The 26103-nt window shown below is 39.4% G+C and carries 21 protein-coding genes and 2 pseudogenes; 18 read left to right on the top strand and 5 right to left on the bottom strand.

Going from position 1 to position 26103, the window contains the following annotated elements; all coding sequences use genetic code 11:
* Nucleotides 1-206, top strand: a pseudogene (locus F948_RS15795) (IS701 family transposase); the annotation flags it as partial.
* Between the two features lie 135 nt (nt 207-341).
* Here the strand turns inward: F948_RS15795 and F948_RS06940 are convergent.
* The 3 genes and pseudogenes from F948_RS06940 to F948_RS06950 form a co-directional block, all read right to left on the bottom strand.
* Nucleotides 342-2546, bottom strand: a complete 2205-nt coding sequence (locus F948_RS06940; protein WP_004961935.1) for an OsmC domain/YcaO domain-containing protein — start codon at nt 2544-2546, stop codon at nt 342-344.
* Between the two features lie 261 nt (nt 2547-2807).
* Nucleotides 2808-3881: an amidohydrolase family protein gene (locus F948_RS06945; protein WP_004961937.1), complete on the bottom strand. Its 1074-nt coding sequence runs from the start codon at nt 3879-3881 to the stop codon at nt 2808-2810.
* A gap of 199 nt (nt 3882-4080) precedes the next feature.
* A pseudogene (locus F948_RS06950) lies at nt 4081-5014 on the bottom strand (LysR substrate-binding domain-containing protein).
* A gap of 111 nt (nt 5015-5125) precedes the next feature.
* On the opposite strand from F948_RS06950, the gene F948_RS06955 reads away from it, so the two are divergent.
* The 15 genes from F948_RS06955 (at nt 5126) to mdh (ending at nt 20726) form a co-directional block, all read left to right on the top strand.
* Complete coding sequence (locus F948_RS06955) at nt 5126-6241, top strand: muconate/chloromuconate family cycloisomerase (protein ID WP_004961946.1); 1116 nt, start codon at nt 5126-5128, stop codon at nt 6239-6241.
* Between the two features lie 12 nt (nt 6242-6253).
* On the top strand, nt 6254-6544 hold the full coding sequence (catC, locus tag F948_RS06960; protein ID WP_004911173.1) for a muconolactone Delta-isomerase: 291 nt from the start codon (nt 6254-6256) through the stop codon (nt 6542-6544).
* 143 nt (nt 6545-6687) lie between these two features.
* Nucleotides 6688-7608, top strand: coding sequence for a catechol 1,2-dioxygenase (gene catA, locus F948_RS06965; protein ID WP_004961950.1), 921 nt, complete (start codon nt 6688-6690; stop codon nt 7606-7608).
* An 82-nt stretch (nt 7609-7690) separates the two neighbouring features.
* Nucleotides 7691-9067: a benzoate 1,2-dioxygenase large subunit gene (benA, locus tag F948_RS06970; RefSeq protein ID WP_004954312.1), complete on the top strand. Its 1377-nt coding sequence runs from the start codon at nt 7691-7693 to the stop codon at nt 9065-9067.
* Between the two features lie 11 nt (nt 9068-9078).
* Nucleotides 9079-9579 (top strand): benzoate 1,2-dioxygenase small subunit, encoded by a 501-nt coding sequence (gene benB / locus F948_RS06975; protein ID WP_004961954.1) that lies wholly within the window; start codon nt 9079-9081, stop codon nt 9577-9579.
* 70 nt (nt 9580-9649) lie between these two features.
* Nucleotides 9650-10666, top strand: a complete 1017-nt coding sequence (benC, locus tag F948_RS06980) for a benzoate 1,2-dioxygenase electron transfer component BenC (RefSeq protein WP_004961956.1) — start codon at nt 9650-9652, stop codon at nt 10664-10666.
* 17 nt (nt 10667-10683) lie between these two features.
* Nucleotides 10684-11469, top strand: coding sequence for a 1,6-dihydroxycyclohexa-2,4-diene-1-carboxylate dehydrogenase (locus F948_RS06985; RefSeq protein ID WP_004961958.1), 786 nt, complete (start codon nt 10684-10686; stop codon nt 11467-11469).
* A 39-nt stretch (nt 11470-11508) separates the two neighbouring features.
* Entirely contained in the window at nt 11509-12741 is a 1233-nt protein-coding gene (gene benE, locus F948_RS06990) for a benzoate/H(+) symporter BenE (protein ID WP_004961959.1), read from the top strand.
* Between the two features lie 18 nt (nt 12742-12759).
* Nucleotides 12760-13443: a 3-oxoacid CoA-transferase subunit A gene (locus tag F948_RS06995; RefSeq protein ID WP_004961962.1), complete on the top strand. Its 684-nt coding sequence runs from the start codon at nt 12760-12762 to the stop codon at nt 13441-13443.
* Nucleotides 13444-13453: 10 nt separating this feature from the next.
* On the top strand, nt 13454-14107 hold the full coding sequence (locus F948_RS07000) for a 3-oxoacid CoA-transferase subunit B (protein ID WP_004961964.1): 654 nt from the start codon (nt 13454-13456) through the stop codon (nt 14105-14107).
* Nucleotides 14108-14517: 410 nt separating this feature from the next.
* Nucleotides 14518-15744, top strand: coding sequence for a 3-oxoadipyl-CoA thiolase (pcaF, locus tag F948_RS07005; RefSeq protein WP_004961969.1), 1227 nt, complete (start codon nt 14518-14520; stop codon nt 15742-15744).
* The gene (pcaD, locus tag F948_RS07010) at nt 15744-16517 is read left to right on the top strand and encodes a 3-oxoadipate enol-lactonase (protein ID WP_004961972.1); all 774 of its coding nucleotides are present in this window, start codon (nt 15744-15746) and stop codon (nt 16515-16517) included. Before pcaF ends, pcaD begins: the two co-directional genes overlap by 1 nt.
* A gap of 189 nt (nt 16518-16706) precedes the next feature.
* The gene (locus F948_RS07015) at nt 16707-18071 is read left to right on the top strand and encodes an aromatic acid/H+ symport family MFS transporter (RefSeq protein ID WP_004911205.1); all 1365 of its coding nucleotides are present in this window, start codon (nt 16707-16709) and stop codon (nt 18069-18071) included.
* 52 nt (nt 18072-18123) lie between these two features.
* On the top strand, nt 18124-19377 hold the full coding sequence (locus F948_RS07020; RefSeq protein WP_004961976.1) for an OprD family outer membrane porin: 1254 nt from the start codon (nt 18124-18126) through the stop codon (nt 19375-19377).
* A gap of 176 nt (nt 19378-19553) precedes the next feature.
* Nucleotides 19554-20726 carry an iron-dependent methanol dehydrogenase gene (gene mdh / locus F948_RS07025; protein WP_004911209.1) on the top strand — a complete coding sequence of 391 codons (1173 nt, stop codon included), beginning with the start codon at nt 19554-19556 and terminating at the stop codon, nt 20724-20726.
* Between the two features lie 223 nt (nt 20727-20949).
* Here mdh and F948_RS07030 read toward each other — a convergent pair whose 3' ends face one another.
* On the bottom strand, nt 20950-22131 hold the full coding sequence (locus F948_RS07030; protein ID WP_004911210.1) for a hypothetical protein: 1182 nt from the start codon (nt 22129-22131) through the stop codon (nt 20950-20952).
* A 139-nt stretch (nt 22132-22270) separates the two neighbouring features.
* On the opposite strand from F948_RS07030, the gene exaC reads away from it, so the two are divergent.
* Nucleotides 22271-23782, top strand: coding sequence for an acetaldehyde dehydrogenase ExaC (gene exaC / locus F948_RS07035; RefSeq protein ID WP_004961979.1), 1512 nt, complete (start codon nt 22271-22273; stop codon nt 23780-23782).
* A 257-nt stretch (nt 23783-24039) separates the two neighbouring features.
* Entirely contained in the window at nt 24040-24915 is an 876-nt protein-coding gene (locus tag F948_RS07040) for a bile acid:sodium symporter family protein (protein ID WP_004961983.1), read from the top strand.
* Between the two features lie 60 nt (nt 24916-24975).
* On the opposite strand, the gene F948_RS07045 is transcribed toward F948_RS07040, so the two are convergent.
* Nucleotides 24976-25977: a 2-dehydropantoate 2-reductase gene (locus tag F948_RS07045; protein WP_004961986.1), complete on the bottom strand. Its 1002-nt coding sequence runs from the start codon at nt 25975-25977 to the stop codon at nt 24976-24978.
* Nucleotides 25978-26103 lie beyond the last annotated feature (126 nt).

Below are 26103 nucleotides of genomic sequence, written 5' to 3' on the forward strand. Positions count from 1 at the left end.
TTCAAGTAAGACGATCTAAACTGATTTTGAATCATATTTTTTCAGCCTTGATGGCCTACGTTGAGATACAAAAGAACCAGTTTGAGCGGATCTTTGAAAATATATATCGTTGGCAGAAGAAATTATTTAGACCAATGATCAAAAACTTCATTGATGACTTTATTCTTGATAAAAATCATCTGCTACCACAGAGAATCTATAAATAATAGTGCGTAAGTCCTAATAAAATATAATTTTAATTTATTTTTCTGATTTTAATAAAAAAATACACTTGACTAAAAACGCCTATATCGTGGATAGTCAAGTGTATTCAGTATGAATTTAAAAACTCATGCTGTTAATTATTTATTTAAACCGACTGCTTTTGCACGAGCCGCATGCAATTTTTTGTAGCTTTCAATCAAACGTAAATGACGATCCAAACCTTCTAGTTTCATACTAGTTGGCGTTAAACCATAAAAACGAACACTACCTTCTACTGAACCAATAACAGCGTCCATTCGTTCATCACCAAACATACGACGGAAGTTCTTTTCGTAATCTTGCAATTCCATCTCGTCATCAAGAATAACTTCTAGCACGACGTTCATACATTGATAAAACAAACCACGTTCTACAGTGTTGGTGTTGTATTGGAGGAATTGCTCAACTAAATCTTTAGCTTCTTCAAATTGCTTCAGAGCAATATAAATAAGAAGTTTTAATTCCAGTAGTGTCAATTGTCCCCAAACCGTATTGTCATCAAACTCTATGCCGATTAAGGTTGTGATTTCAGTATAGTCATCAAGTTCGCATTCTTCTAAACGTTCAACCAGTGCTTCAAGACGTGTGTCATCTAAACGATGAATATTTAGAATATCTTCACGGAATGCCAATGCTTTATTGGTATTGTCCCAAATCAAATCTTCAACTAAATAAATCTCAGAATAATCTGGCACGAGGATACGACAAGCTGTAGCACCTAAATGTTCATAGACAGCCATGTAGACTTCTTTGCCCATTTCTTCAAGAATGCCAAATAATTCAGCAGCCTCATCTGCATTCGAGTTTTCACCCTCATTGGTGAAATCCCATTCTACAAAATCATAATCAGATTTTGAGCTGAAGAAACGCCAAGATACCAAACCACTTGAATCAATAAAGTGTTCCACAAAATTATTCGGTTCAGTCACGGCTTCACTTTGGAAGGTTGGCTGAGGTAAGTCATTGAGACCTTCAAAACTACGACCCTGCAATAACTCAGTCAAACTACGCTCTAAAGCGACTTCAAAACTTGGATGCGCACCAAATGAAGCAAACACACCACCTGTGCGTGGGTTCATCAAAGTGACACACATCACAGGGAATTGACCGCCCAGAGAGGCGTCTTTAACCAATACTGGAAAACCTTGTTCTTCTAAGCCTTGGATACCTGCAACAATACTTGGATACTTAGCCAAAACTTCTTCAGGAACATCAGGTAGTGCAATTTCACCTTCGATAATTTCACGTTTTACTGCACGTTCGAAAATTTCAGATAAGCACTGAACTTGAGCTTCTTCTAATGTATTCCCTGCACTCATACCATTACTCAGATACAAGTTTTCGATCAAGTTTGATGGGAAGTAAACTGTTTCGCCATCAGATTGGCGCACAAAAGGCAGTGAACAAATACCACGTTCAATATTCCCAGAGTTAGTATCGTATAAATGCGTACCTAGTAACTCTTTTTCAGGATCGTAAATCTCAAGACAGTATTCATCTAAGATTTCTTTTGGTAGCTCACCATTTGGTCCTGGTTTAAACCATTTCTCATCTGGGTAATGCACAAACTCTGCGTTTGCAATTTCTTCGCCCCAAAATTGATCGTTATAGAAGAAATTACAATTAAGACGCTCAATAAACTCGCCTAATGCAGATGCTAATGCGCTTTCTTTGGTTGAGCCTTTACCATTGGTAAAACACATAGGCGACTGTGCATCACGAATATGCAGTGACCAAACATTTGGTACGATATTACGCCATGATGCAATTTCAATTTTCATGCCTAGACCAGCCAAGATTGCTGACATATTGGCAATGGTTTCTTCTAAAGGTAAATCTTTGCCTTGAATATAAGTAGTACTTTCAGATGCAAGATTTGGCATCAATAAAGCTTGAGCATCTGCATCGATACTTTCTACTTCTTCGATGACAAATTCAGGGCCCGTTTGAATAACTTTCTTTACGGTACAACGGTCAATTGAACGTAAAATCCCCTGACGATCTTTTTCAGAAATATCAGCTGGAAGTTCAACCTGAATTTTAAAAATCTGTTTATAGCGGTTTTCTGGATCAACAATATTGTTTTGAGATAATCGAATGTTGTCCGTTGGGATATCACGTGCAGCGCAATAGACTTTCACAAAATATGCTGCACAAAGTGCTGATGATGCCAAGAAATAGTCAAATGGACCAGGTGCAGAACCATCCCCTTTATATCGGATCGGTTGATCTGCAATTACTGTGAAGTCATCGAATTTGGCTTCTTGTCGAAGGTTGTCGAGGTAATTTACCTTGATTTCCATGCTGGCACCTAAAATATGCTTATAGTTCTATTGCAAGAAATATAAGTTTAAAAATGAATAAATAAGCCAAATCGAAGATAAGAGACTGACTTAGAAAGGATTAATTAGCATTACTTCATTTAAAATCACTTTTAAATCAGGAATGCTAATAAGGACGGCTAATTTTACAGAATTATGCGCTGAAATTGAGTAATTTTATTGAACTTTGCAAATTATTTATTGGATTTGGTCAAAACAAATACATTGGAATTCCAATGACAACTAATGTTTATTTATTTGATAAAAGGTTTCCGCATTACTTCTAAAAATTGCTCGCTGCGCCTCTTCACCTAGTGGTGCTGTCATTTCAATATACGCTTGAATGAGATCTTTTAAGGTGGTGTTGGGTTTATCCATTGGAAAGTTGGATGCAAATACAATGCGTTGGGTACCAAAACTCTGAATCGCATGTTCAATGAGTGGTGAAAGTAAATCTTGTATTTGCAGTACATTCGCCGTTATTTGTTGTTTATAAAATTGATGTCCCAGTACTGGCATCATTAATCCTGAAATTTTGGTATAAACATTTTTTTGTTCAGCTAGTTCTGAAATATCCTCTTTCCATTTTGCAAATATAAGCTCACGCTCAGTTGGTGTTCGCCCCGTTCTTTTTCCGACTTTTCCAAATAATCCGACTGGTGTTGCAAGATGATCTACCATGATCTTTGTATCAGGGAAATTTTGTGCGAGTGATTTGATTTCTTTAATTTGAGTGGAATATCCCCAAGCATCGAATGACAAATTCATCTTTGCTAGATGCTCAAAGCCCTTCAGGAATTTTTTCTGGGTGTATAAATGTGGCTGATCACACCAGCGATGAATACCATCATCTGGATACCATGCTGCCATTTTACGAATACCACAAAAATGTGGACTGGCATCTTGATGAGCTTTGAGAATATCCAAAAATCTTTTATTTCTTGGATCTGCTGTAGCCACGATACCCGCAAGTTTTAGTTGTTGCTGATTAAAAGGTAAATGATGAATCCATTTTGTTTCTTCAACCACACCAAAGTTTTTTTGGTGATGCCAATTCGCCTCAACATGAATAACACTATCAATCGAACATCCTGCACTATCAACTCGATAATCAAAAGGTAGATATGGTGATAAAGCATATTGAGTGATGCCTAAAGTTTCGATTAAGTCTTTAGGTTTAACAACGCGTACAATTTTGTCCATCAATTTAGGATATTTACCAAATGCCTTGACCAATCTCGCTGCTGAGTGTGGCGTAGTGTATGGATTCCACTGATGAATATGGGCATCAAGAATTGGGAAGTTTAATTGGTTCATTTTTATAATCTCTCTAAAATCCTTTTCTCAAGTTTTATTTAACTTGAAGTGGCCTATCATATTTATAATTATTTTGAAGTTACTAGATCGTTTGATTACAACCAAATGATTTATATGAATCTATCCATATGAAATAGATTCATTATTTATAACTCAAATAAAGACACTTTACCACAAGTAAGTATCTTTAAATATACGGCTATACTGTTTGACCCCATTGAAAAGTCGTTCTCTTGTATTCTATCCCTTCTAAATCATAAACCTGATAAATCGTATCGTATAAAGACTGGATATCTTCACTGTTATCCATGGCTCTTGCTGTAATAAAAATCGGACTGACTGCACCACTATCTAGGATTGGAATATAAAGTAAATGTGGGAATCGAATGGTATCGGCACTAGCAGGAATGACACATAAGCCTTCTCCTGCAGCCACCAAACCTAAAGCCAATTGAATTTCTCGTAATTCACGGACATTTTTCGGCACCAAACTATGCTCAGCAAAAATATTTAAAAGTTGGCTTGAAAAATTAGGTTTTGGTGTATTGGGATAAACAAATAATTTTTCATCAACCAAATCTGCTAAATGCACTCCCTCGACGCGTTGAGCAATTGGATGACTTGAATGGGCTGCAACAACTAGTCTTTCTTTGCGCAAAAGTACTCTTTTTTACAGCAGGATCGCTGATTCTCAACCGACCAAAACCAACATCTATTCGCCCTTCTTTGAGTGATTGAAGTTGTTCATTGGTACTGAGTTCTATCAACTGAATATTTAAATGTGGGTGTTGTTGGCGGTAGAGATAAATAATTCTAGGTAATAAACCAAATAATAATGAACCTACAAAACCAATGGTTAAGGTTCGCTCAATCAAACCAATTCGCTTCGTCATACTCTTAACCTCTTCCGCATTAGACAAAAGTTTTAAGGCATGTTGGTACAAAAATTGACCTGCGGTTGTGGTTTGAAGTGGTCTACTTCCTCGTTCAAAAAGCTGCACACCTAGTTCATTTTCAAGGTTTTGAATTTGCCGACTTAAAGGTGGCTGTGCGATGAACAGCCGTTCTGCTGCTTTGGTAAAGCTTTGCTCTTCCACCACTGCGACAAAATAACGTAAATATCTGAGTTCCATTCCTTATCTCCATACCTAATAGGTATAAAAAAATACATATTCAGTCTTAGACACAGTTTAATCATTCTTTTAAGGTATAGGAAGAGCATAAAGAACCAGTGATGGTGTGAAATGTACAAAACAATCGAAACCATATTAGTCGATATCCCAACGATACGTCCACATAAGCTATCTGTGACGACCATGCAAACCCAAACCTTGGTATTGGTCAAAATCACAACAACGGATGGTCTTGTGGGTTGGGGTGAAGCGACCACGATTGGTGGACTTAATTATGGTGAAGAAAGCCCTGAAAGTGTCAAAGCAAATATCGATACTTATTTTGCCCCGCTCTTATTGTCGATCAAATCTTCAATAAATGTGGCTCAAACACTCAAATTGATTCGTAAAAGTATCAATGGCAATCGCTTTGCAAAATGTGCCATTCAAACTGCGCTCTTGGATATTCAAGCGAAACAACTCAATTTGCCACTAAGCGAAGTATTGGGTGGTCGTCTACGTGATCGTCTCCCTGTGCTTTGGACTTTGGCTTCAGGTGATACTGAAAAAGACATCGCTGAAGCAAAAAAAATGATTGAACTCAAACGCCACAATATTTTCAAGTTAAAAATCGGTTCCAATCCTGTGCAACATGATGTTGATCATGTGATTGCCATCAAAAAAGCTTTAGGACCTGAAATCAGTATTCGTGTTGATGTAAATCGTGCTTGGTCAGAATTGGAATGTATCCAAGGTATTCAACAGTTGCAGGATGGCGGCATTGATTTGATCGAACAGCCTTGTGCGATTGAACAAACTCAAGTGTTGGCTCGCCTAACGCAGCGTTTTGATGTGGCCATCATGGCAGATGAAGCTTTGACAGGTCCTGACAGTGCTTATCGTTTAGCGAAACAGCATGCGGCAGATGTTTTTGCTGTGAAAGTTGAGCAATCAGGTGGTCTGATTGAGGCTTGTGAAGTAGCCAAAATCGCTAAGTTGGCGGGAATTGATCTGTATGGCGGCACTATGTTGGAAGGTCCGATCGGCAGCATCGCTTCGGCACATGCCTTTAGTACTTTTGACAGCCTTGCCTTTGGTACAGAGTTATTTGGTCCTCTCTTACTGACTCAAGACATTTTAAAAACACCATTGCGTTATGAAAATTTTGAATTGGTGGTGCCAAATACTGCAGGTCTAGGCATCGATATTGACGAAGACAAAATCGAGCAGTTGCGTCGTAAGGCTTAAGGGAGAAAGCACATGTTATTTCAGGTTCGTATGGATGTGCATCTTCCTGTGGAGATGCCTGCTGAACAAGCCAATCAGATTAAAGCGGTTGAGAAAGCTTATTCGCAAGATCTACAGCGTCAAGGTAAGTGGCGTCATATTTGGCGGATTACAGGACAGTATTCAAACATCAGTATTTTTGATGTCGAAAGCAACGAAGAGCTACACAACATTTTACAGGGCTTGCCCTTGTACCCCTACATGGACATTGAAGTGATGGCATTGAATCGTCATCCCTCTTCGATCCGTGAGGATGATCGTTAATTCACAACACCCCATCGTCACTCGACAGCGTCATCACATGCTCAGAGTGTCGTAGAGATAAGGACAGTGGTACGGCATAACGGATTGAATGACTCTCCGTTTCCCCACCACCTACGCGAGATGCATAGTTAAGGAGAAATCATATGAATCGTCAGGATATTGATGCATTAGTGAAAAAAATGAATGTTGATACTGCTACAGGTGCAGTCGATCAACGTGTTCAAAGCATCGTGGTACGTTTATTGGGAGATTTATTCCAAGCAATTGAGGATTTGGATATCCAAGCTTCAGAAGTGTGGAAAGGTCTAGAATATTTTACAGATGCAGCTCAAGCCAATGAATTGGGCTTACTCGCTGCGGGCTTAGGTCTAGAGCATTATTTAGATTTGCGTGCTGATGAAGCCGATGCCAAAGCAGGTGTTTCTGGTGGTACGCCACGTACGATTGAAGGCCCACTGTATGTTGCGGGTGCACCTGAGTCTGTAGGTTTTGCGCGTATGGATGATGGTTCTGAATCAGACAAAATCGATACTTTAATTATCGAAGGTACAGTGACGGATACAGACGGCAATATCATCGAAGGTGCCAAAGTTGAAATGTGGCATGCGAATAGTTTGGGGAACTATTCTTTCTTTGATAAGTCTCAATCTGATTTCAATTTACGTCGCACCATTCTTTCTGATGTGAACGGTAAATATGTGGCTTTGACCACCATGCCTGTAGGTTATGGTTGCCCACCTGAAGGAACGACTCAGTTTGTTCTGAATAAGTTAGGTCGTCATGGTAACCGCCCTTCGCATGTTCATTATTTTGTTTCTGCACCGGGTTTCCGTAAGTTAACCACACAGTTCAATATCGAAGGCGACAAGTACCTGTGGGATGACTTTGCTTTTGCAACACGTGATGGTCTTGTAGCGACTGCTGTCGATGTCACTGATGAGGCTGAAATTCAACGTCGTGGTTTAGATAAACCATTCAAACACATCACTTTCAACATCGAATTAGTTAAAGAAGCGGCTTCTGCACCTTCTACTGAAGTTGATCGTCGTCGTGCATCTGCATAAGCAAGCGTAATTTAGGAACCGAGTTATTGAAATTTAATCAAATAACTCGGGGCTTCCTCCTTAGGAAAGTCGGAGAACGGACATGCCAAAAATTCCAGTAATCAACACGACGCATCTTGATCGAATTGATGAATTGCTTGTTGATAATGAAGAAACAGGTGAATACAAACTTCATCGTTCAGTATTCACAGATCAAGCGATGTTTGATCTTGAAATGAAATATATTTTTGAAGGCAATTGGGTCTACCTAGCTCACGAAAGTCAAATTCCAAAAAATAATGACTTTTATACGACTTATATTGGTCGTCAACCAATCATTATTGCTCGCAATCGTAATGGCGAATTAAATGCCATGATTAATGCTTGTTCACATCGTGGTGCACAACTCTGTCGTCATAAACGCGGCAATAAAGCGACTTATACATGCCCTTTCCATGGTTGGACATTTAACAACTCAGGTAAATTGCTCAAAGTTAAAGATCCTACCGATGCGGGTTATTCTGACTGTTTTAACCAAGATGGCTCACACGATTTAAAGAAAGTTGCGAAGTTTGAAAGTTATAAAGGTTTCTTATTCGGTAGTTTGAATCCTGATGTTCCCTCTTTGAAAGAGTTTCTTGGGGAAACAACCAAGATTATTGACATGATCGTTGGTCAGTCAGAACAAGGTTTAGAAGTATTACGCGGCTCTTCAACCTATACCTATGAAGGTAACTGGAAGCTCACCGCTGAAAATGGTGCTGATGGTTATCACGTATCTGCCGTGCATTGGAACTATGCAGCTACTACACAACATCGTAAAGAAACTGAAGCTGGAGACAACATCCGTGCAATGAGCGCTGGTTCTTGGGGTAAACAAGGCGGTGGATCATATGGTTTCGAACATGGTCATATGTTGTTGTGGACTCAGTGGGCAAATCCAGAAGATCGTCCAAACTATCCAAAAGCAGATGAATACACCGAGAAATTTGGTGCTGCAATGTCTAAATGGATGATTGAGCGTTCGCGCAATTTATGTCTTTACCCAAATGTTTATTTGATGGATCAGTTCGGTTCACAGATTCGTGTGCTTCGGCCACTGAGTGTAAATAAGACCGAAGTGACCATTTACTGTATCGCACCAGTTGGTGAAGAGCCTGAAGCGCGTGCTCGTCGTATTCGTCAATATGAAGATTTTTTTAATGCTTCTGGAATGGCGACACCTGATGATTTGGAAGAGTTCCGCGCATGCCAAGCAGGTTATGCAGGCTTAGAGCTGGAATGGAATGATATGTGCCGTGGTTCAAAACATTGGATACATGGACCCGATGATGCAGCAAATGAAATTGGTTTAAAACCTAAATTAAGTGGCATCAAAACTGAAGATGAAGGCTTATATCTAGCTCAACATCAGTATTGGTTAAAGTCGATGAAGAATGCTATCGCAACTGAGAAAAAGTTAGCTGAAAGCCAAATTTAGGAAGATGCCAAATGAACACAACAACTCAAGCAACTTTAGAAAATATTGCTCAGTTTCTATATCGTGAAGCACGTTTTCTAGACGATGAACAATGGGATGAATGGTTAAGTTGTTATTCACCAGAGGCTTCTTTTTGGATGCCTGCATGGGATGACGACGATAAGTTAACGGAAGATCCACAGTCTGAAATATCACTGATTTATTACCCAAACCGTCAAGGTTTAGAAGATCGTGTATTTCGTATCAAAACAGAACGTTCATCAGCAACGATGCCAGATACACGGACCAGCCACAATATTAGCAATATTGAGGTGCTCGGACGTGATGGAGACAAAGTCACTGTTCGGTTTAATTGGAACACATTGAGTTTTCGCTACAAAACCAACTACAGCTATTTTGGTATGTCTCGTTATGTGATCGATTTTTCTAACGAACAACCAAAAATCATCAGCAAATATGTGGTGTTAAAGAACGATTATATCAATCAAGTGATTGATATCTATCATCTCTAACCAGCAAGCCCAGCCAAATGGAATTTTGGTTGGGTAAGCGAGATCAAAATTTTTAAATAGGATGATTGCCATGTCTAACCATAATGTAGCACTTCAATTTGAAGATGGTGTGACCCGTTTTATTACAGTTGCACAAGGTGAAACTTTATCTGACGCAGCCTATCGTCAGAAGATCAATATCCCTTTGGATTGCCGAGATGGTGCATGTGGTACGTGTCGTGCATTCTGTGAATCTGGTAGTTATAACATGCCAGAAGAAACTTATATCGAAGATGCTTTAACACCAGAAGAGGCTGAACAAGGCTACATACTTGCTTGCCAGTGTCGTCCTACTTCGGATGCAGTTTTCCAAATTCAAGCATCATCTGATGTTTGTAAGACAGAAATTCATAGCTTTCAAGGCACTTTATCACGTGTCGAAAACCTATCTGACTCAACAATTACATTTGATATTCAACTAGATGATGGTCAACCTGAAATTCACTTCTTAGCTGGTCAATATGTAAATGTTGGTATTCCAGGAACATCTGAAACACGTTCATATTCATTTAGTTCAAAACCAGGCAATCGTTTAACGGGTTTTGTGGTGCGTAATGTTCCAAATGGTCAGATGAGCGAATTTTTGAGTAAGAATGCAAAAGCTGGTGACAAAATGCACTTCACAGGTCCATTTGGAAGCTTCTACTTACGTCATGTCACTAGACCCGTTTTGATGCTCGCAGGTGGAACTGGTATTGCCCCATTTATGTCAATGCTTCAAGTACTTGAAGAAAAGGGTTCAGATCACCCTATTCGTTTAGTTTTCGGTGTGACAAATGACTTTGATCTTGTCGCAATAGAAAAGTTAGATGAATTGCAAAGTAAGTATCCTTGGTTTGAATATCGAACGGTTGTTGCACATCCTGAAAGTCAACATGAGCGCAAAGGCTATGTAACAGGTCATATTGAAAATGATTGGCTTAACAATGGGGATGTTGACGTATACCTCTGTGGGCCAGTACCAATGGTTGAAGCTGTTCGTAGTTGGTTAGATCAAGAAGGAATTAAACCTGCCAATTTCTTATTTGAAAAATTTTCTGCAAATTAATCAAATCGGAGATCAGCATGATATTTCAAGATAGATTTAAGAACAAAATCGTCATCGTAACGGGTGCTGCTCAAGGGATTGGACGTAGCGTTGCAATTCGGGTAGCCGCTGAAAATGGATATGTGGTTTTAGCCGATCGTTCAGAGTTGGTCGATGAAGTTGCTTCAGAAATCCGTAGCACAGGTGGTCATGCAATCACAGTACAAGCTGATTTAGAGCGCTATGATGGTGCCCAAGCTGTTGTACACAAAGCGATTCAGGAGTTTGGACGTGTAGATGTACTCATCAATAATGTTGGCGGTGCGATCTGGATGAAACCCTTTGATGAATTTAGCGAAGAGCAAATTATCAAGGAAATCAATCGTTCTCTGTTTCCAACTTTATGGTGTTGTCGTGCAGCTCTACCTGAAATGTTGAAGCATCAATATGGGGTCATCGTCAACGTATCGTCTATCGCTACCCGTGGTATCAATCGCATTCCATATTCGGCAGCTAAAGGTGGTGTAAATGCACTTACCGCATCGTTGGCTTTTGAGCATGCCAAAAATGGCATCAGAGTGAATGCGATTGCTACGGGTGGAACAGACGCTCCACCACGTAAAGTACCTCGTAATTCAACTCCACTTAGCGAAGATGAAAAAGTTTGGATGCAACAGGTTGTAGATCAAACCAAAGAAAGAAGTCTGATGGGACGATATGGAACTATCGGTGAACAGGTAAATGCCATTCTTTTTCTAGCATCTGAAGAGTCGTCTTATATGACTGGCAGTGTAATTGCAGTTGGTGGTGGTGATCAGGGTTAATTCTGATCTAAACAGCAGGAAATCTTGCAAGGAGGCGCTATGACTAACCTGTTGACGAGTTTAAAAAATGATTGGTCTATTTCAGCAACTATTGCAGGATTTTTAGCGGTTCTGATTTCATATTCTGGTCCGCTTATTATCTTTTTCCAAGCAGCACAAAAAGCCAATATCTCAACAGAAATGATGATTTCATGGATTTGGGGCATATCAATTGGTGCTGCTGTTGCTGGAATCTATCTTTCAATTCGTTATAAAACCCCTGTCATCACAGCATGGTCAGCTCCTGGTACGGCATTATTGGTTTCACTGTTTCCAAATATCTCTTTGAATGAAGTTATTGCAGCTTATATCACTTCAGCGATTGTCATTTTTATAGTTGTAGCGACAGGATATTTTGACAAATTGCTGAAATGGATTCCTCAAGGAATCGCAGCAGGCATGATGGCAGGGATTTTATTTCAATTTGGGCTCGGATTATTTGTAGCAACGGATTCCATGCCTTTGATCGTTTTCAGCATGTTGTTTTGTTATTTATTAGCAAAACGATATTCACCTCGTTACACCATGCTGTGGGTTTTGTTGTGTGGTGTTTCACTCAGCTTAGTTTTAGGAAAAATGAATCCTGTAGAAATGCAGTTTAGTTTTGCTATTCCTCATTTGATTTATCCAGAATGGACTTGGCACTCTACATTAAACTTGGCTTTACCTTTAATTCTTGTGAGTCTGACAGGACAGTTTTTGCCAGGTATGGCAATTATGAAACTGAGTGGCTATGACACCCCTGCTAAACCGATTATTACAGCATCAAGCATCGCTTCACTCGCAGTCGCATGTGTAGGTGGAATTACGATTGTACTTGCTGCAATTACTGCTGCTCTATGTATGGGTAAAGATGCTCATGAACTCAAAGAGAAGCGTTATATCGCAGGTATTGCGAACGGTATTTTCTATATTTTAGGTGGCTTATTTGCTGGCAGTATTGTCATGCTCTTCAGCCTTCTTCCCAAAGAACTCATCGCAGCTTTAGCAGGATTAGCTCTGCTTGGGGCGATTGGGACAAATGTCATGATTGCGATGAAAGATGATCATCAGCGCGATGCAGCATTAATCACATTTCTTGCAACGGTTTCAGGAATGCACTTTCTTGGACTTAGCTCAGTTTTTTGGGGCATCTGTATCGGTGTTATTGCCCAGATTCTTTTAAATCCTAACACCCACCCAAATACTGTGATGACCCAGTCATCTTCTGAAAAACAGATCAGCAAGACTTGATTGTAGGATGAATTTATTATGATCGACAAATCACAAGCTTCACTGGTTGAAGCACTCTCCCAAATCCAAGATGGCTCAACCATCATGATTGGTGGTTTTGGAACCGCAGGACAACCTGCTGAACTCATCGATGCTCTGATTGAACTCGGGGTTAAAGACCTTGTCATCGTCAATAACAATGCAGGCAATGGCGATTATGGTCTTGCCAAACTCCTAAAAACAGACGCAGTCCGTAAAATCATCTGCTCTTTCCCACGTCAGTCTGATTCATGGGTGTTCGATGAACTCTACCATGCAGGCAAGATCGAATTAGAACTCGTCCCACAAGGCAATCTCGCTTGCCGTATCCAAGCTGCTGGGATGGGATTAGGGGCGGTATTTACACCCACTGGCTTCGGAACATTATTGGCAGAAGGCAAAGAAACCCGTCATATCGATGGCAAAGACTACGTTCTTGAATATCCCATTAAAGCTGACTTTGCCTTAATCAAAGCTCACAAAGGCGATCGTTGGGGCAATTTAGTTTTTAATAAGTCGGCACGTAACTTTGGACCAATCATGGCCATGGCTGCAGATGTCACCATCGCTCAAGTCTCTGAAGTAGTAGAACTCGGTCAGCTTGATCCTGAACACATTATTACCCCAGGGATTTTTGTCCAGCATGTGGTTGCTGTTAAAGCAACATCACCTGTTGCGCAATAAGGAGAATAACATGAGCTATCAAAAACTCAGCCGTGATCAAATTGCAGAACGTGTTGCACAAGATATTCCTGATGGTGCTTATGTCAATTTAGGTATTGGCTTACCGACCAAGATTTCAAATTACTTACCAGCCGATAAAGATGTCTTTCTACATTCTGAAAATGGTTTATTGGCATTTGGCCCACCACCAGCCAAAGGTGAAGAAGATCCTGAGCTGATTAATGCAGGCAAAGAATATGTGACCATGCTCACTGGGGGATGCTTTTTCCATCATGGTGATTCCTTTGCCATGATGCGTGGTGGTCATCTGGATATTGCGGTACTCGGTGCATTTCAAGTTGCAGCCAACGGTGACCTTGCCAATTGGCATACAGGTGCTGCCGATGCGATTCCTGCTGTGGGTGGTGCAATGGATTTAGCTGTAGGTGCAAAGAAAGTGTTTATCACCACCGATCATATCACCAAACAAGGTGAACCTAAGATTGTGGAAGAGCTGTCTTATCCTGCAACAGGTCTGAAATGTGTTGATCGTATCTATACCGATCTGTGTGTGATTGATGTGACCACAGAAGGTTTAAAAGTGATTGAGAAAGTAGATGGTCTGAGTTTTGAGGAACTACAGGTGTTGACGGGTGCTCAATTGATTGATGCAACGCAGGAATAATGTTTACCAGCCACTAATTACGGGTTAAACCGAAAGCTTTTTGTATAAGCAGCACCTTACTTTTCAAGGATAAAAAGTAAAAAAATCCTTTGTTACTCAGACACAACATCCGTGTTGTGCTGAGTAACGAAGCGACATCAATGTCGCCACCGTGAAATACTGATTGGTATGATTTATATGCAGTTTTTTACTCACTTATATTTAGATTTTTTCTCGTACTTAACTATCGTGACAGGCGACATTGATGTCGCCCGTTGGACAGGGGGGCAAGGAAGCCTCCTCTGTTCAACAATGGGTTTTGTCACTTTTGCCCTGTCAAAAGTGAGGCATTGCCTACGCAAAGGAAGTATGACTGAACCCATAATTTGTGGCAGTGGTCACAACAGATTGATATATGGAAGTGTAAGACTATGAAAAACGCTTATATCATTGATGCGATTCGCACCCCATTCGGTCGTTATGCAGGTGGTTTAGCCCCTGTACGTGCTGATGACCTTGGTGCAGTTCCGATTCAAGCCTTAATGCAACGTAATCCAACGGTCGATTGGCAACAGGTGGATGATGTGATCTATGGCTGTGCCAATCAAGCGGGTGAAGACAACCGTAATGTGGGGCGTATGTCTGCGCTGTTAGCAGGCTTGCCTTATCAAGTCCCTGCAACCACAGTAAACCGTTTATGTGGTTCATCTTTAGATGCGATTGCCATGGCTGCACGTGCGATTAAAGCAGGTGAAGCAAATCTCATCATTGCGGGTGGTGTCGAGAGCATGAGCCGTGCACCCTATGTGATGGGTAAATCGGACAGTGCTTTTGGTCGTAGTCAAAAGATTGAAGACACCACGATGGGTTGGCGTTTTATTAATCCAAAGCTCAAAGAAATGTATGGTGTAGACACCATGCCACAAACTGCAGAAAACGTGGCAGAGCAATTTAAGATTAATCGTATTGATCAAGACCAGTTTGCCCTAAACAGCCAACAACGGACTACAGCAGCGCAAGCCAAAGGCTTTTTTAAACAAGAAATCATTCCAGTCACGATCCCACAACGTAAAGGTGATGTGGTCGTGATTGATACCGATGAACACCCACGTGCATCCACCACGATTGAAGCATTAACGAAACTTAAAGGTGTGGTGAAAGCAGATGGCACAGTGACTGCGGGTAACGCTTCAGGTATTAACGATGGTGCAGCAGCACTATTGATCGCTTCAGATGATGCGGTTGCTCAATACCAACTTAAGCCACGTGCCAAAATCATTGCCGCCACTACGGTGGGTGTTGAACCACGCATTATGGGTTTTGCCCCTGCGCCTGCAATCAAAAAGTTACTCAACCAAGCCAATCTTACTTTAGAACAAATGGATGTGATTGAGTTAAACGAAGCCTTTGCAGCTCAAGCTCTAGCGGTGACTCGTGATTTAGGTTTGGCAGATGATGATGCGCGTATCAATCCGAATGGTGGTGCGATCGCTTTAGGTCATCCACTCGGTGCATCGGGTGCGAGATTAGTGACCACAGCGCTGAACCAACTTGAACAGATCAAGGGGCAATATGCTTTGTGTTCGATGTGTATCGGTGTGGGTCAAGGTATTGCTTTGATTATTCAGCGTGTTGATCTAGATACAGGAGAACAGTAATGCCGATGTTTCAATCCGCAGATGTCATGATTCATTATCAGACCTTTGGTGATGCAAATGCCCCTGCTCTGGTGTTCTCCAACTCCCTAGGTACGAATTTTGGGATGTGGCAACAGCAGTTTAATTTTTTTAAAGATCGCTTTTTTGTGATTTGTTATGACACTCGTGGTCATGGTTCATCTTCTACTCCAACTGGTCCTTACACTTTGCAGCAGTTAGGTGAAGATGTGATTGCTTTACTAGATCATTTGAAGATTGAAAAAGCCGCCTTTTGTGGAATTTCAATGGGTGGACTAACTGGACAATGGTTAGCGATTCATTATCCATCGCGTTTTAGTCATGTGATTGTTGCCAATACAGCAGCGAAGATTGGACAGGAACAAGCATGGCAAGATCGTGCCGAACTGGTACGAAAGCAAGGTTTAGAACCAATTGCTGCAACCGCAGCATCTCGTTGGTTTACCGATCCCTTTCTCCAAAGTCATCCTTCAGTTGTTAGCCACCTATGTAACGACTTAAGTGCTGGCAGTGCACTGGGCTATGCCAATTGTTGTGAGGCTTTGGCTAAAGCGGATCTTCGTGATGAACTAAAACAAATCACGATACCTATTTTAATTATTGCAGGAACTCATGATCCTGTGACCACAGTTACAGATGCTGAATGGATGTTGCAACACATACCAAAGGCTCAGTTGGTTGAAATTAATGCTTCGCATATTTCAAACGTTGAAGCGCCTGTTGTGTTTAATCAGTATATAAATCAATTTATTTAATATACCTATTGTTATAAAAAAGCAGAGTATAAAAATACTCTGCTTTTTGTCGTCAAAAATTTAGATAGAAAATAATAAATTCAATACCTTAAAGACATAAAGATATATCAATTTAGTTTTTGACTGAATCTCCATAACAAAATAGTTTAAACATTAATAAAACAAAGCTTCACAAATTGGAGGTGAAGGATGTATATGGAAAAAGTAAATATCAATGAAACAATTGATAATGCCAAATTTAGTTTATTTCATTGGAAGGTTTTAGTTTGGTGTTTACTAATTATTATTTTCGACGGCTATGATTTGGTTATTTACGGTGTTGCATTACCATTATTAATGCAGCAATGGTCATTAACGGCTGTTCAAGCAGGATTATTAGCAAGTGCTGCCCTATTTGGAATGATGTTTGGTGCAATGATATTCGGTACATTATCAGATCGTTTAGGAAGAAAGAAAACCATCATGATCTGTGTCACTTTATTTAGTGGTTTTACATTTCTAGGGGCTTTTGCAACCAATCCCGTTGAATTTGCAATTTTAAGATTCATAGCAGGATTAGGTATAGGCGGCGTAATGCCAAACGTTGTTGCATTAATGACGGAATATGCACCTAAAAAAATTCGAAGTACTTTAGTCGCAATTATGTTTAGTGGCTATGCTATTGGCGGTATGACTTCAGCATTATTAGGTGCTTGGTTAGTCAAAGATATGGGATGGCAAATCATGTTCCTGATTGCAGGGATTCCATTGTTAATGTTGCCTATCATTTGGAAATTCCTACCTGAGTCATTGGCATTTCTGATCAAATCTGGAAAGGAAGAACAAGCTAAACAGATCATCAATAAGCTGTTACCTACACGAGACATTCATCAAAATACTCAATTGGTTTTCAATGAAAATATTCATCATGAAGCACCAGTAAAAGCCCTTTTCCAAGATGGTCGTGCATTTAGTACATTCATGTTTTGGATCGCTTTCTTTATGTGCCTATTAATGGTGTACGCATTGGGAAGTTGGTTACCTAAATTGATGTTGCAAGCAGGATATTCTTTAGGCGCAAGTATGCTGTTCTTATTTGCATTGAACATTGGTGGTATGGTTGGTGCAATTGGAGGCGGTGCTTTAGCAGATCGATTCCATTTAAAACCAGTCATTACCTCAATGTTTGTAATCGGAGCTGCTGCCTTAATACTATTGGGATTCAACAGTCCTCAAATTGTTCTCTATAGCTTAATTGCTTTAGCAGGTGCAGCAACGATTGGTTCACAAATTCTTCTATATACTTTCGTCGCACAATTTTATCCAACTACTGTTCGCTCAACAGGTATGGGCTGGGCATCAGGTATCGGTCGTATAGGTGCAATCATTGGGCCTGTACTTACAGGTGCATTACTCACTTTTGAACTACCTCATCAAATGAACTTCTTAGCAATCGCAATTCCAGGTGTGATTGCTGCATTTGCGATCTTCCTTGTCAATCTAAAAGTCTCGGTCAATGTACCTGAAAGTTCAAAATCAACTCTTCAAACACAAGCTTCAGTCAACCAACAATAAGTAATGTTGCGCCGAGGATTGGCGCAACTCAACTCAAAATGGAAATTAAAAAATGCATACATTTAAATGTAATAAGCTTATTTTGTCTTCTATTTCACTCCTAGGTGGATTAGTTTCAACTTCACTTTGGGCTGATAATGTAAGCGCTAAAGAAGAATGGAAATTTACCTTAAAAAATGCCTACATCAATCGTAATTTTGAGAATGAAGCACTGAAGGATACTGGAAGTTGGTCTCAAGCTGCCTCTTTGTTTTATAACTCACGAATGCTTGAGACACCATTAAGTATTGCCGAAAAACCTTTTACAATCGGTGTGGATGCTTCCGTTCAATATGCTGTTAGATTAAGTTCAGATAAACATGTGGCTGATACGGTATTACCATTTGATAAAGCGACTCAATCACAAGCTTCCGATTATTTAAAACATGGCGCCACTTTAAAATTAGGTTATGACCAAACCTTGTTGAGTGTTGGTGAGCTTTGGTTAGACTTACCTGTTACTGCCGTAGATACCAGTCGTCAGCTCTTAACATCTTATTGGGGTGCAAACCTTAAGTCACAATTAACTGATCAACTTTACGCAGAAATAGGTCATGTTGAAAAAGTATCCCCTCGTAATGAAGAAGATTTTCGTAAATTCTCTTTTACTTCAAATGGAAAGACAGAATACTCGGATGGCTTAAATTATATTGATTTACGTTATCAGTTCTCCCCTGATTTAAAGGGAGAATATTATTATGGCAATATGGAGGATTTATACAATAAACATTATTTGGGTTTAGAGCATAATTTGAAAGGAAAAAATTATGTACTTAATTCAAAATTTAAATATTTTAATGCTCAAGAAGATGGAAATAATTTTAATATTGATGCACAAAATATTGGTTTATTAGAAACATTGAAAGTAAATAATCATACTTTCGGTTTAGGCTATCAGCAAATTATTGGTGAATCTGCCTACCCATTACCAGATGGTTTTCTTCCTGAAACATATTTCATTAATTGGAATGCTACAGGTTTTTTTAAAAAAAATGAGAAATCATATCATTTTATTTATGGTTATAATTTTAAAGATTATATCCCCGGTTTTAATGCAGCCGTAAAATATGTTTATGGTGAGGATTTTGAAATGGCTGATGGTAAAAAAAATCATGAAAGTGAGTCTAATATTATCTTGAACTATGCTTTTCAACAGCCCTATCTCAAAGGTTTGGCATTGCAATATATTCGAATTGATTATGATGTGAAGCATGGAAATGATTTTGGTGAGGATCGCATGTTTGTAAACTACACTCATAAATTCTAAAGACTTAAACTTTGTATAGGGATACTCAACTTTATGTAGCGTATCCCTTTTATTTTTAAAACAATATTTTGGTAGGTATTTGGTAGGTAGGAAATTTTTTTAAGCACTCCATACTAAGTTCTAGGTGTAAATCACCTGAATAACAAACAATGGAAAATGGAAGAAGGAATCACTCCATGGCTTTTAAAAATATTGCAGATCAAACAAACGGTTTTTATATCCCTTGCGTTTCTCTCTTTGGTCCAGGCTGTGCAAAAGAGATTGGGACGAAAGCACAAAATCTCGGTGCAAAAAAAGCATTAATCGTTACAGACGAAGGTCTATTTAAATTTGGTGTAGCAGATACTATTTCAGGATATTTGAAAGAAGCTGGTGTAGATAGCCACATCTTTCCAGGTGCAGAGCCTAACCCAACAGATATTAATGTTCACAACGGTGTTAAAGCCTACAACGACAATGGATGTGATTTTATCGTTTCATTAGGTGGTGGTTCATCACACGATTGTGCAAAAGGGATTGGTCTTGTAACTGCTGGCGGCGGACATATTCGTGATTATGAAGGAATTGATAAAAGTACAGTTCCGATGACTCCCTTGATTGCAATCAATACTACAGCAGGTACAGCCTCAGAAATGACGCGTTTCTGCATCATTACCAACACGGATACTCATGTCAAAATGGCAATAGTAGACTGGCGTTGTACACCTCTGATTGCAATTGATGACCCTAAGCTTATGGTTGCAAAACCTGCAGGTTTAACGGCAGCTACAGGAATGGATGCATTAACTCATGCCGTCGAAGCTTATGTCTCTACTGCTGCAAATCCAATTACAGATGCCTGTGCTGAGAAAGCCATTACTATGATCAGTCAATGGTTACGCCCTGCTGTAGCCAATGGTGAAAATATCGAAGCACGCGATGCAATGAGCTATGCACAATATCTAGCGGGTATGGCATTTAATAATGCATCTCTAGGTTATGTCCATGCAATGGCACATCAGCTTGGTGGGTTCTACAATCTTCCTCATGGCGTATGTAATGCGGTGCTTTTACCACATGTTTGCGAATTTAATTTAATCGCTTGCCAAGATCGTTATGCAAAAATTGCAGAATTAATGGGCGTTAATGTTGAAGGTTTCACTGAAACAGAAGCTGCATTTGCCGCAATTGATGCAATTCGTGAACTCTCATCATCAATTGGCATCCCATCAGGATTAACCGAACTTGGTGTAAAAACTGAGGACTTGGCAATAATGGCTGAAAATGCTCAAAAAGATGCATGTATGCTGACCAACCCACGTAAAGCAACACATGCTCAAGTTGTAGAAATTTTTAAAGCTGCTTTATAAAGCTTTCCTCTCAAAAGTAAGCCAGAACTCCGAGACTTGGCTTACTTTTTTGTGGGAATATTAAAATGGTTATATTCCCACTTTTTTTATATAAATTAAAATTCAAAGTAAACAATGATTTATTTAATTTTTTGATCTTTCTACAGAATATCGAGTTCTTTTTCAGGCAAAGCAAATTTCATTTTTTAATTAACGCTAGATAATTCTAATCTCAAATATTCAATCAATATACGTCTTTAAACTTACTCAAAGATAAACGTGCAGGATGTTCGCTCGGGAACAATTCCATTAGACGTTCTACAGCATCGATTGCTTCTGGGAAATGGGCCACATGTTTAAGGAGTAGGTCTGTTTCTTTAGTTTTGAAAATCGCATCACTTAAACGAGACTCAAGACAATCACGCCATGCACATAAAAATGGACTTTCAGTTTTAGCGAGGAAAACACCTTTATATAATTGAAGTGCAGACGCGACATAACCTGCATCTAAAGCCTGCTCTGCTGACAGAAAATCAGCTTCAACATCAGCCAGTAGACGATATGGGCGAGAACCCAACATACCACCTAAAATATCCCGTAGTTGAGACATTTCTGCTTTGAGCGTACCGATACTCACCTTACGCTCACCATATAATGCTTGATGTAAATTTTCTAAATTCAAGCCATTTGGACATAAGGCTAAAATGACTAATATCTCGACCTGTCTTGGAGTTAATACCAATGATTTATGGTTAAAAATAATTTGAGGCGTGGCAAAGGCACGAATATATAAACGTTGGCGCTGTTGTTCGATTAAAGCAGTTTGAATAATAGATGCACATCGTTCAGCAGCTAATACACCGAGTGTATTGTGTTTTTTCCATGTCGTAGATAAATCAACGACACCTAATACCTGTTTTGAATACGGGTCTAAAATTGGTGCTGCATAGCACACCCAATCATGAATAGACTCCATGTAATGTTCATTTGAGAACACACAACTTGATTGTTGAGTTTTTAAAGAAAGTGCTAGAGCATTGGTTCCGACCATATCTTCAGCCCACTGCCCACCTGCAATAAAATGCACTTTTTCAGCTGCACTTTGCATTTGATTACTAGAAGCAGTCCAAATAATCGTACTTCCAACGTCACCTACCGCGATAACCATTGAGGATTGTTCTGCAATATGACTTAGTTCATCGGAACAGGTTTCAAGTGCTAGGTCCAAACTGCTTTTGTTCTTTTTATTTTGACTTAATAGTGGTGCAGCTAAGCGTTCTTTAGGAATCGAGGACGAAACAGATCGCTGCCATGAACTCGCAATACTTTGACCAAGTTTTTCAGCATTTTGTGGCGACAGACTACTTTGTTTTTTTAGCTGATCAACGGACGAACGATGTTGCAATAACTCTTGTTTTGTAAACATTTGTGTATCCCTCACACTTGATCATGGTTTCCAACCTTTCTCCAACCTTCGCACTTATATCCTAAAGAAATAACGTACAAAAGTACCTTATACCAAAGCTGTAGATCGTTAAATCAATTATAAGCAAAGGAATTTATATATGCGTTACATCGATCCTAACCAACCTGGTTCAAAAGTCCAATTTAAATCTCAATATGAGAACTTTATTGGCGGTCAATGGGTAGCTCCTGTAAGAGGAGAATACTTCGATAATGTTTCACCTGTCGATGGCAAAGTGTTTACAAAGATCCCTCGTTCTTCAGTTGAAGACATTGAACTTGCTCTCGATGCAGCACATAAAGCAAAAGCTGAATGGAATAAAAGCTCTGCTACAACGCGTTCAAATATTTTATTAAAAATAGCGGATCGTATGGAACAAAACCTTGAGTTTCTTGCAGTTGCAGAAACTTGGGACAATGGTAAACCAGTACGTGAAACTTTAGCCGCGGACATCCCGTTAGCGATAGATCACTTCCGCTATTTTGCTGGATGTATTCGTGCACAAGAAGGCGGAATTTCAGAGATTGATGAAGATACGATTGCCTACCACTTTCACGAGCCTTTAGGCGTTGTAGGTCAAATCATTCCTTGGAACTTTCCGATTTTGATGGCGGCTTGGAAACTCGCACCAGCACTCGCGGCGGGTAACTGTATTGTTTTAAAACCAGCAGAACAGACACCTGTGGGTATTTTACTGGTCTTAGAACTTATCCAAGACATACTTCCACCAGGTGTTCTCAACGTTGTTAATGGTTTTGGTGCTGAAGTGGGTCGACCATTAGCAACTAGTCCCCGTATTGCGAAGATTGCATTTACTGGTTCTACTCAAGTCGGTCAGCTCATCATGCAATATGCAACTGAGAATATTATTCCAGTCACCTTGGAGCTTGGGGGTAAATCACCAAATGTCTTCTTTGAAGATGTGATGGACAAAGATGATGATTATCTTGATAAAGCGCTAGAAGGCTTTGCAATGTTTGCATTGAATCAAGGTGAAGTATGTACTTGTCCTTCTCGTGCCTTAATTCAAGAAAGTATCGCAGATAAGTTTTTAGAAAAAGCAATCGAGCGAGTTAAACGAATTAAGTTGGGTCATCCATTAGATACTGAAACCATGGTTGGCGCTCAGGCTTCCTTAGAACAGCAAGAGAAAATCCTACGTTGTATCAGCACAGGTCGCGAGGAAGGTGCTGAAGTACTTGTAGGTGGTGGTGCTCGTCAAGAAGTTGATGAAGGTTTCTATATTGAACCGACGGTGTTCAAAGGACACAACAGTATGCAAATTTTCCAAGAAGAAATTTTTGGACCTGTATTGTCAGTGACCACTTTCAAAGATTTTGATGAAGCAATCAAAATTGCCAATGAAACCATTTATGGCCTAGGAGCTGGAGTTTGGTCACGTTCTGCACACACTTCATACCGTGCAGGTCGTGCAATAGAAGCAGGTCGTGTATGGACAAATTGTTATCACATTTACCCTGCTCATGCAGCGTTTGGTGGTTACAAAAAATCAGGTATTGGTCGCGAAAACCATCGCATGATGTTAGACCATTACCAACAAACCAAGAACCTATTGGTGAGCTACTCAACTAAACCAGCGGGTTTCTTTTAAAATTTAAAAAAGCTTATTTATCTCGATAAGTCAGTTTAAAGTAAAGGCAAGTACACGAATTGTACTTGCCTTTTTAGTTATTAGAAATTCACATAAAAATATCAGTTGTCGTGTAGTTGACAGATTTTCAAATAAATATATGTTTAAAGTGCTAGATCGAAACTTAGATCATCTTTGATTTGTACACGATGATGGTCACTTTTAAAAACGATATCAATTATTTATCAAAATAAAATTCATTTAGGAAAGCACGGTTTATGGATTCAGGATTGATCACAATATTTTTACCTATCGCCTTAGCCATCGTTATGGCAGGTATGGGGCTAGAACTAACACTTAAAGACTTTGCGCGAGTCAGCAAACACCCTAAAGCTGTTTTAATAGCATTGTTCTGCCAACTCATTTTATTAGTAGGGATAGCGTTTTTAATTTGTAAAATACTTGCTTTACCACCGCTTTTAGCGGTCGGTTTGATGCTATTGGCTGCATCACCTGGTGGTACGACAGCCAATTTATTTAGCTATCTATATAAGGGTGACATCGCACTTAATATTACTTTAACTGCAATTAACGCTATTATCGCAGCGGTGTTCCTACCCTTAATTGTAAATTTCTCGATTCTGTATTTTATGAATGAAGGGCAGCAAGTCGGTCTGCAATTTACTAAGGTTTTACAAGTTTTTCTGATTATTTTAGTGCCTGTATGCATCGGAATGATCATTCGTCATTATGCACCGCATGTTGCTGAAAAACTGAATCGTCCTGTACGAATCTTTGCCGTGGTTTTTCTGCTGATTATCATTCTAGGCGCAATTATCAAAGAGCGAAGCAACTTGGTAGATTATTTGGGACAGATTGGCTTAGCAACCGCACTATTCTGCGCAATTAGTTTAATGGTTGGATATTTCGTGCCACGAATGTTAGGCATTAGTTCATATCAAGCACGTGCATGTGCATTTGAGATCGGGATTCATAACAGTACTTTAGCCATGACAATTGCACTCACGATTATGGCAAGTACCACCATCGCAATGCCTGCCGCGGTATACTCCATTTTCATGTATATCTTCGCGACTATATTCGGCATATTAATTACGAAATTTGCCCCTCAAGATGCTGTAAAAACAGTCTAATCTAAGATTTTTATCAAAAAAGCGTATAGGTGCTATACGCTTTTTTTATGCATAATCGAATCACAATTGCGTTAACTGTGCTTTAAGTTTTGATCCAGACCATACTTTCGGTTCTGATTCTGCCTGTTTTACTAGCTCAATTAATTTTTGGTTAATTGGTGCTGTAAGATTCAACTGTCTTGCTAAATTAACAACCTCACCATTAATCCAATCGATTTCAGTTTTTCTTCCAACCATTAAATCATCAGCCATCGAAGAACGCGCAAGTGGATCAATCGCGAGCATTTTTTTACTGATAATCTTAAATATAGGATTGGGTAGTTTTAAAATTTTAGGAATAAATTGTGCTGGAATTGGAGTCAATTTAGCTGGTTTGATTTTGACTATTTTTAATAGATTCAATGTTTCTAATTGAGCAAGTGCCAAACACTGACGATATTCTCGAATAGATAATTCTTGTTTCAGTGGAAGTCGGGATAGCGCATTGATTGAATTATTTAAGTTCAATAATAATTTTGCCCATTGCACAGCTTGCATATCTTGTTCTAACTGAATCTCTAACTGCGCTTTTTGAAACGCAAGTACGAGTTCAGCTAATTGCTCATGGTTTTTTACATACAAAGCCCCATCAGTTCCTTGGTGGAAACGACCATTCCCCAGAGCTGCGACATTAAAAGGTACCATTCCTTCGAGTATAATGTGGTCTGTTAAAATTCTTTTTAGAATTCCCACATTACTTAAGCCATTTTGAAAACTAATAATAATGGTCTTTTTCTTTAGAATATCTTTTAATTCAAGGGCTACTTGTTCAGTAGATGTTGATTTTACGCAAACAAAGACAATATCAGCATGAGCTGCTACATTGTGATCAATGCTCATTTGTAATTGATTTACAGAAATAGTTTGCTTAAATCCTGTGTAATCTGAAACAGTTAAACCATAAGTTTGAAGTGCTTGCTGAATTTTAGGACGAACAATAAAATTTATGTCATAGCCAGCAGCAATGAGTCTACCGCCAAGATAGCATCCAATACTACCTGCACCATAAATACATATTTTCATTGATCAACTCTAACTACTGTTTTTCTATTGCTACTTTCCTAACATAATCAATATTACGGAGTAGATTTGTCAGCTAGCTTACAAATTTTAAATTTTGCTCAAGAAAAAGCCCAATATTGAATTGGG

This window comes from Acinetobacter junii CIP 64.5 (genome assembly GCF_000368765.1).
GTDB classification, from domain to species: Bacteria; Pseudomonadota; Gammaproteobacteria; order Pseudomonadales; family Moraxellaceae; genus Acinetobacter; species Acinetobacter junii.

Bases quoted from the DNA above. Each gene is read 5' to 3' on its own strand.
- catA (WP_004961950.1), top strand. From the start codon at position 6,688: ATGAATCGTCAGGATATTGATGCATTAGTGAAAAAAATGAATGTTGAT.
- F948_RS07020 (WP_004961976.1), top strand. From the start codon at position 18,124: ATGCATACATTTAAATGTAATAAGCTTATTTTGTCTTCTATTTCACTC.
- F948_RS07040 (WP_004961983.1), top strand. From the start codon at position 24,040: ATGGATTCAGGATTGATCACAATATTTTTACCTATCGCCTTAGCCATC.
- F948_RS07045 (WP_004961986.1), bottom strand. From the start codon at position 25,977: ATGAAAATATGTATTTATGGTGCAGGTAGTATTGGATGCTATCTTGGC.
- exaC (WP_004961979.1), top strand. From the start codon at position 22,271: ATGCGTTACATCGATCCTAACCAACCTGGTTCAAAAGTCCAATTTAAA.
- F948_RS06955 (WP_004961946.1), top strand. From the start codon at position 5,126: ATGTACAAAACAATCGAAACCATATTAGTCGATATCCCAACGATACGT.
- benA (WP_004954312.1), top strand. From the start codon at position 7,691: ATGCCAAAAATTCCAGTAATCAACACGACGCATCTTGATCGAATTGAT.
- F948_RS06940 (WP_004961935.1), bottom strand. From the start codon at position 2,546: ATGGAAATCAAGGTAAATTACCTCGACAACCTTCGACAAGAAGCCAAA.
- F948_RS06945 (WP_004961937.1), bottom strand. From the start codon at position 3,881: ATGAACCAATTAAACTTCCCAATTCTTGATGCCCATATTCATCAGTGG.
- pcaD (WP_004961972.1), top strand. From the start codon at position 15,744: ATGCCGATGTTTCAATCCGCAGATGTCATGATTCATTATCAGACCTTT.
- benE (WP_004961959.1), top strand. From the start codon at position 11,509: ATGACTAACCTGTTGACGAGTTTAAAAAATGATTGGTCTATTTCAGCA.
- benC (WP_004961956.1), top strand. From the start codon at position 9,650: ATGTCTAACCATAATGTAGCACTTCAATTTGAAGATGGTGTGACCCGT.
- F948_RS06985 (WP_004961958.1), top strand. From the start codon at position 10,684: ATGATATTTCAAGATAGATTTAAGAACAAAATCGTCATCGTAACGGGT.
- F948_RS07015 (WP_004911205.1), top strand. From the start codon at position 16,707: ATGTATATGGAAAAAGTAAATATCAATGAAACAATTGATAATGCCAAA.
- pcaF (WP_004961969.1), top strand. From the start codon at position 14,518: ATGAAAAACGCTTATATCATTGATGCGATTCGCACCCCATTCGGTCGT.
- mdh (WP_004911209.1), top strand. From the start codon at position 19,554: ATGGCTTTTAAAAATATTGCAGATCAAACAAACGGTTTTTATATCCCT.
- F948_RS07030 (WP_004911210.1), bottom strand. From the start codon at position 22,131: ATGTTTACAAAACAAGAGTTATTGCAACATCGTTCGTCCGTTGATCAG.
- benB (WP_004961954.1), top strand. From the start codon at position 9,079: ATGAACACAACAACTCAAGCAACTTTAGAAAATATTGCTCAGTTTCTA.
- catC (WP_004911173.1), top strand. From the start codon at position 6,254: ATGTTATTTCAGGTTCGTATGGATGTGCATCTTCCTGTGGAGATGCCT.
- F948_RS06995 (WP_004961962.1), top strand. From the start codon at position 12,760: ATGATCGACAAATCACAAGCTTCACTGGTTGAAGCACTCTCCCAAATC.
- F948_RS07000 (WP_004961964.1), top strand. From the start codon at position 13,454: ATGAGCTATCAAAAACTCAGCCGTGATCAAATTGCAGAACGTGTTGCA.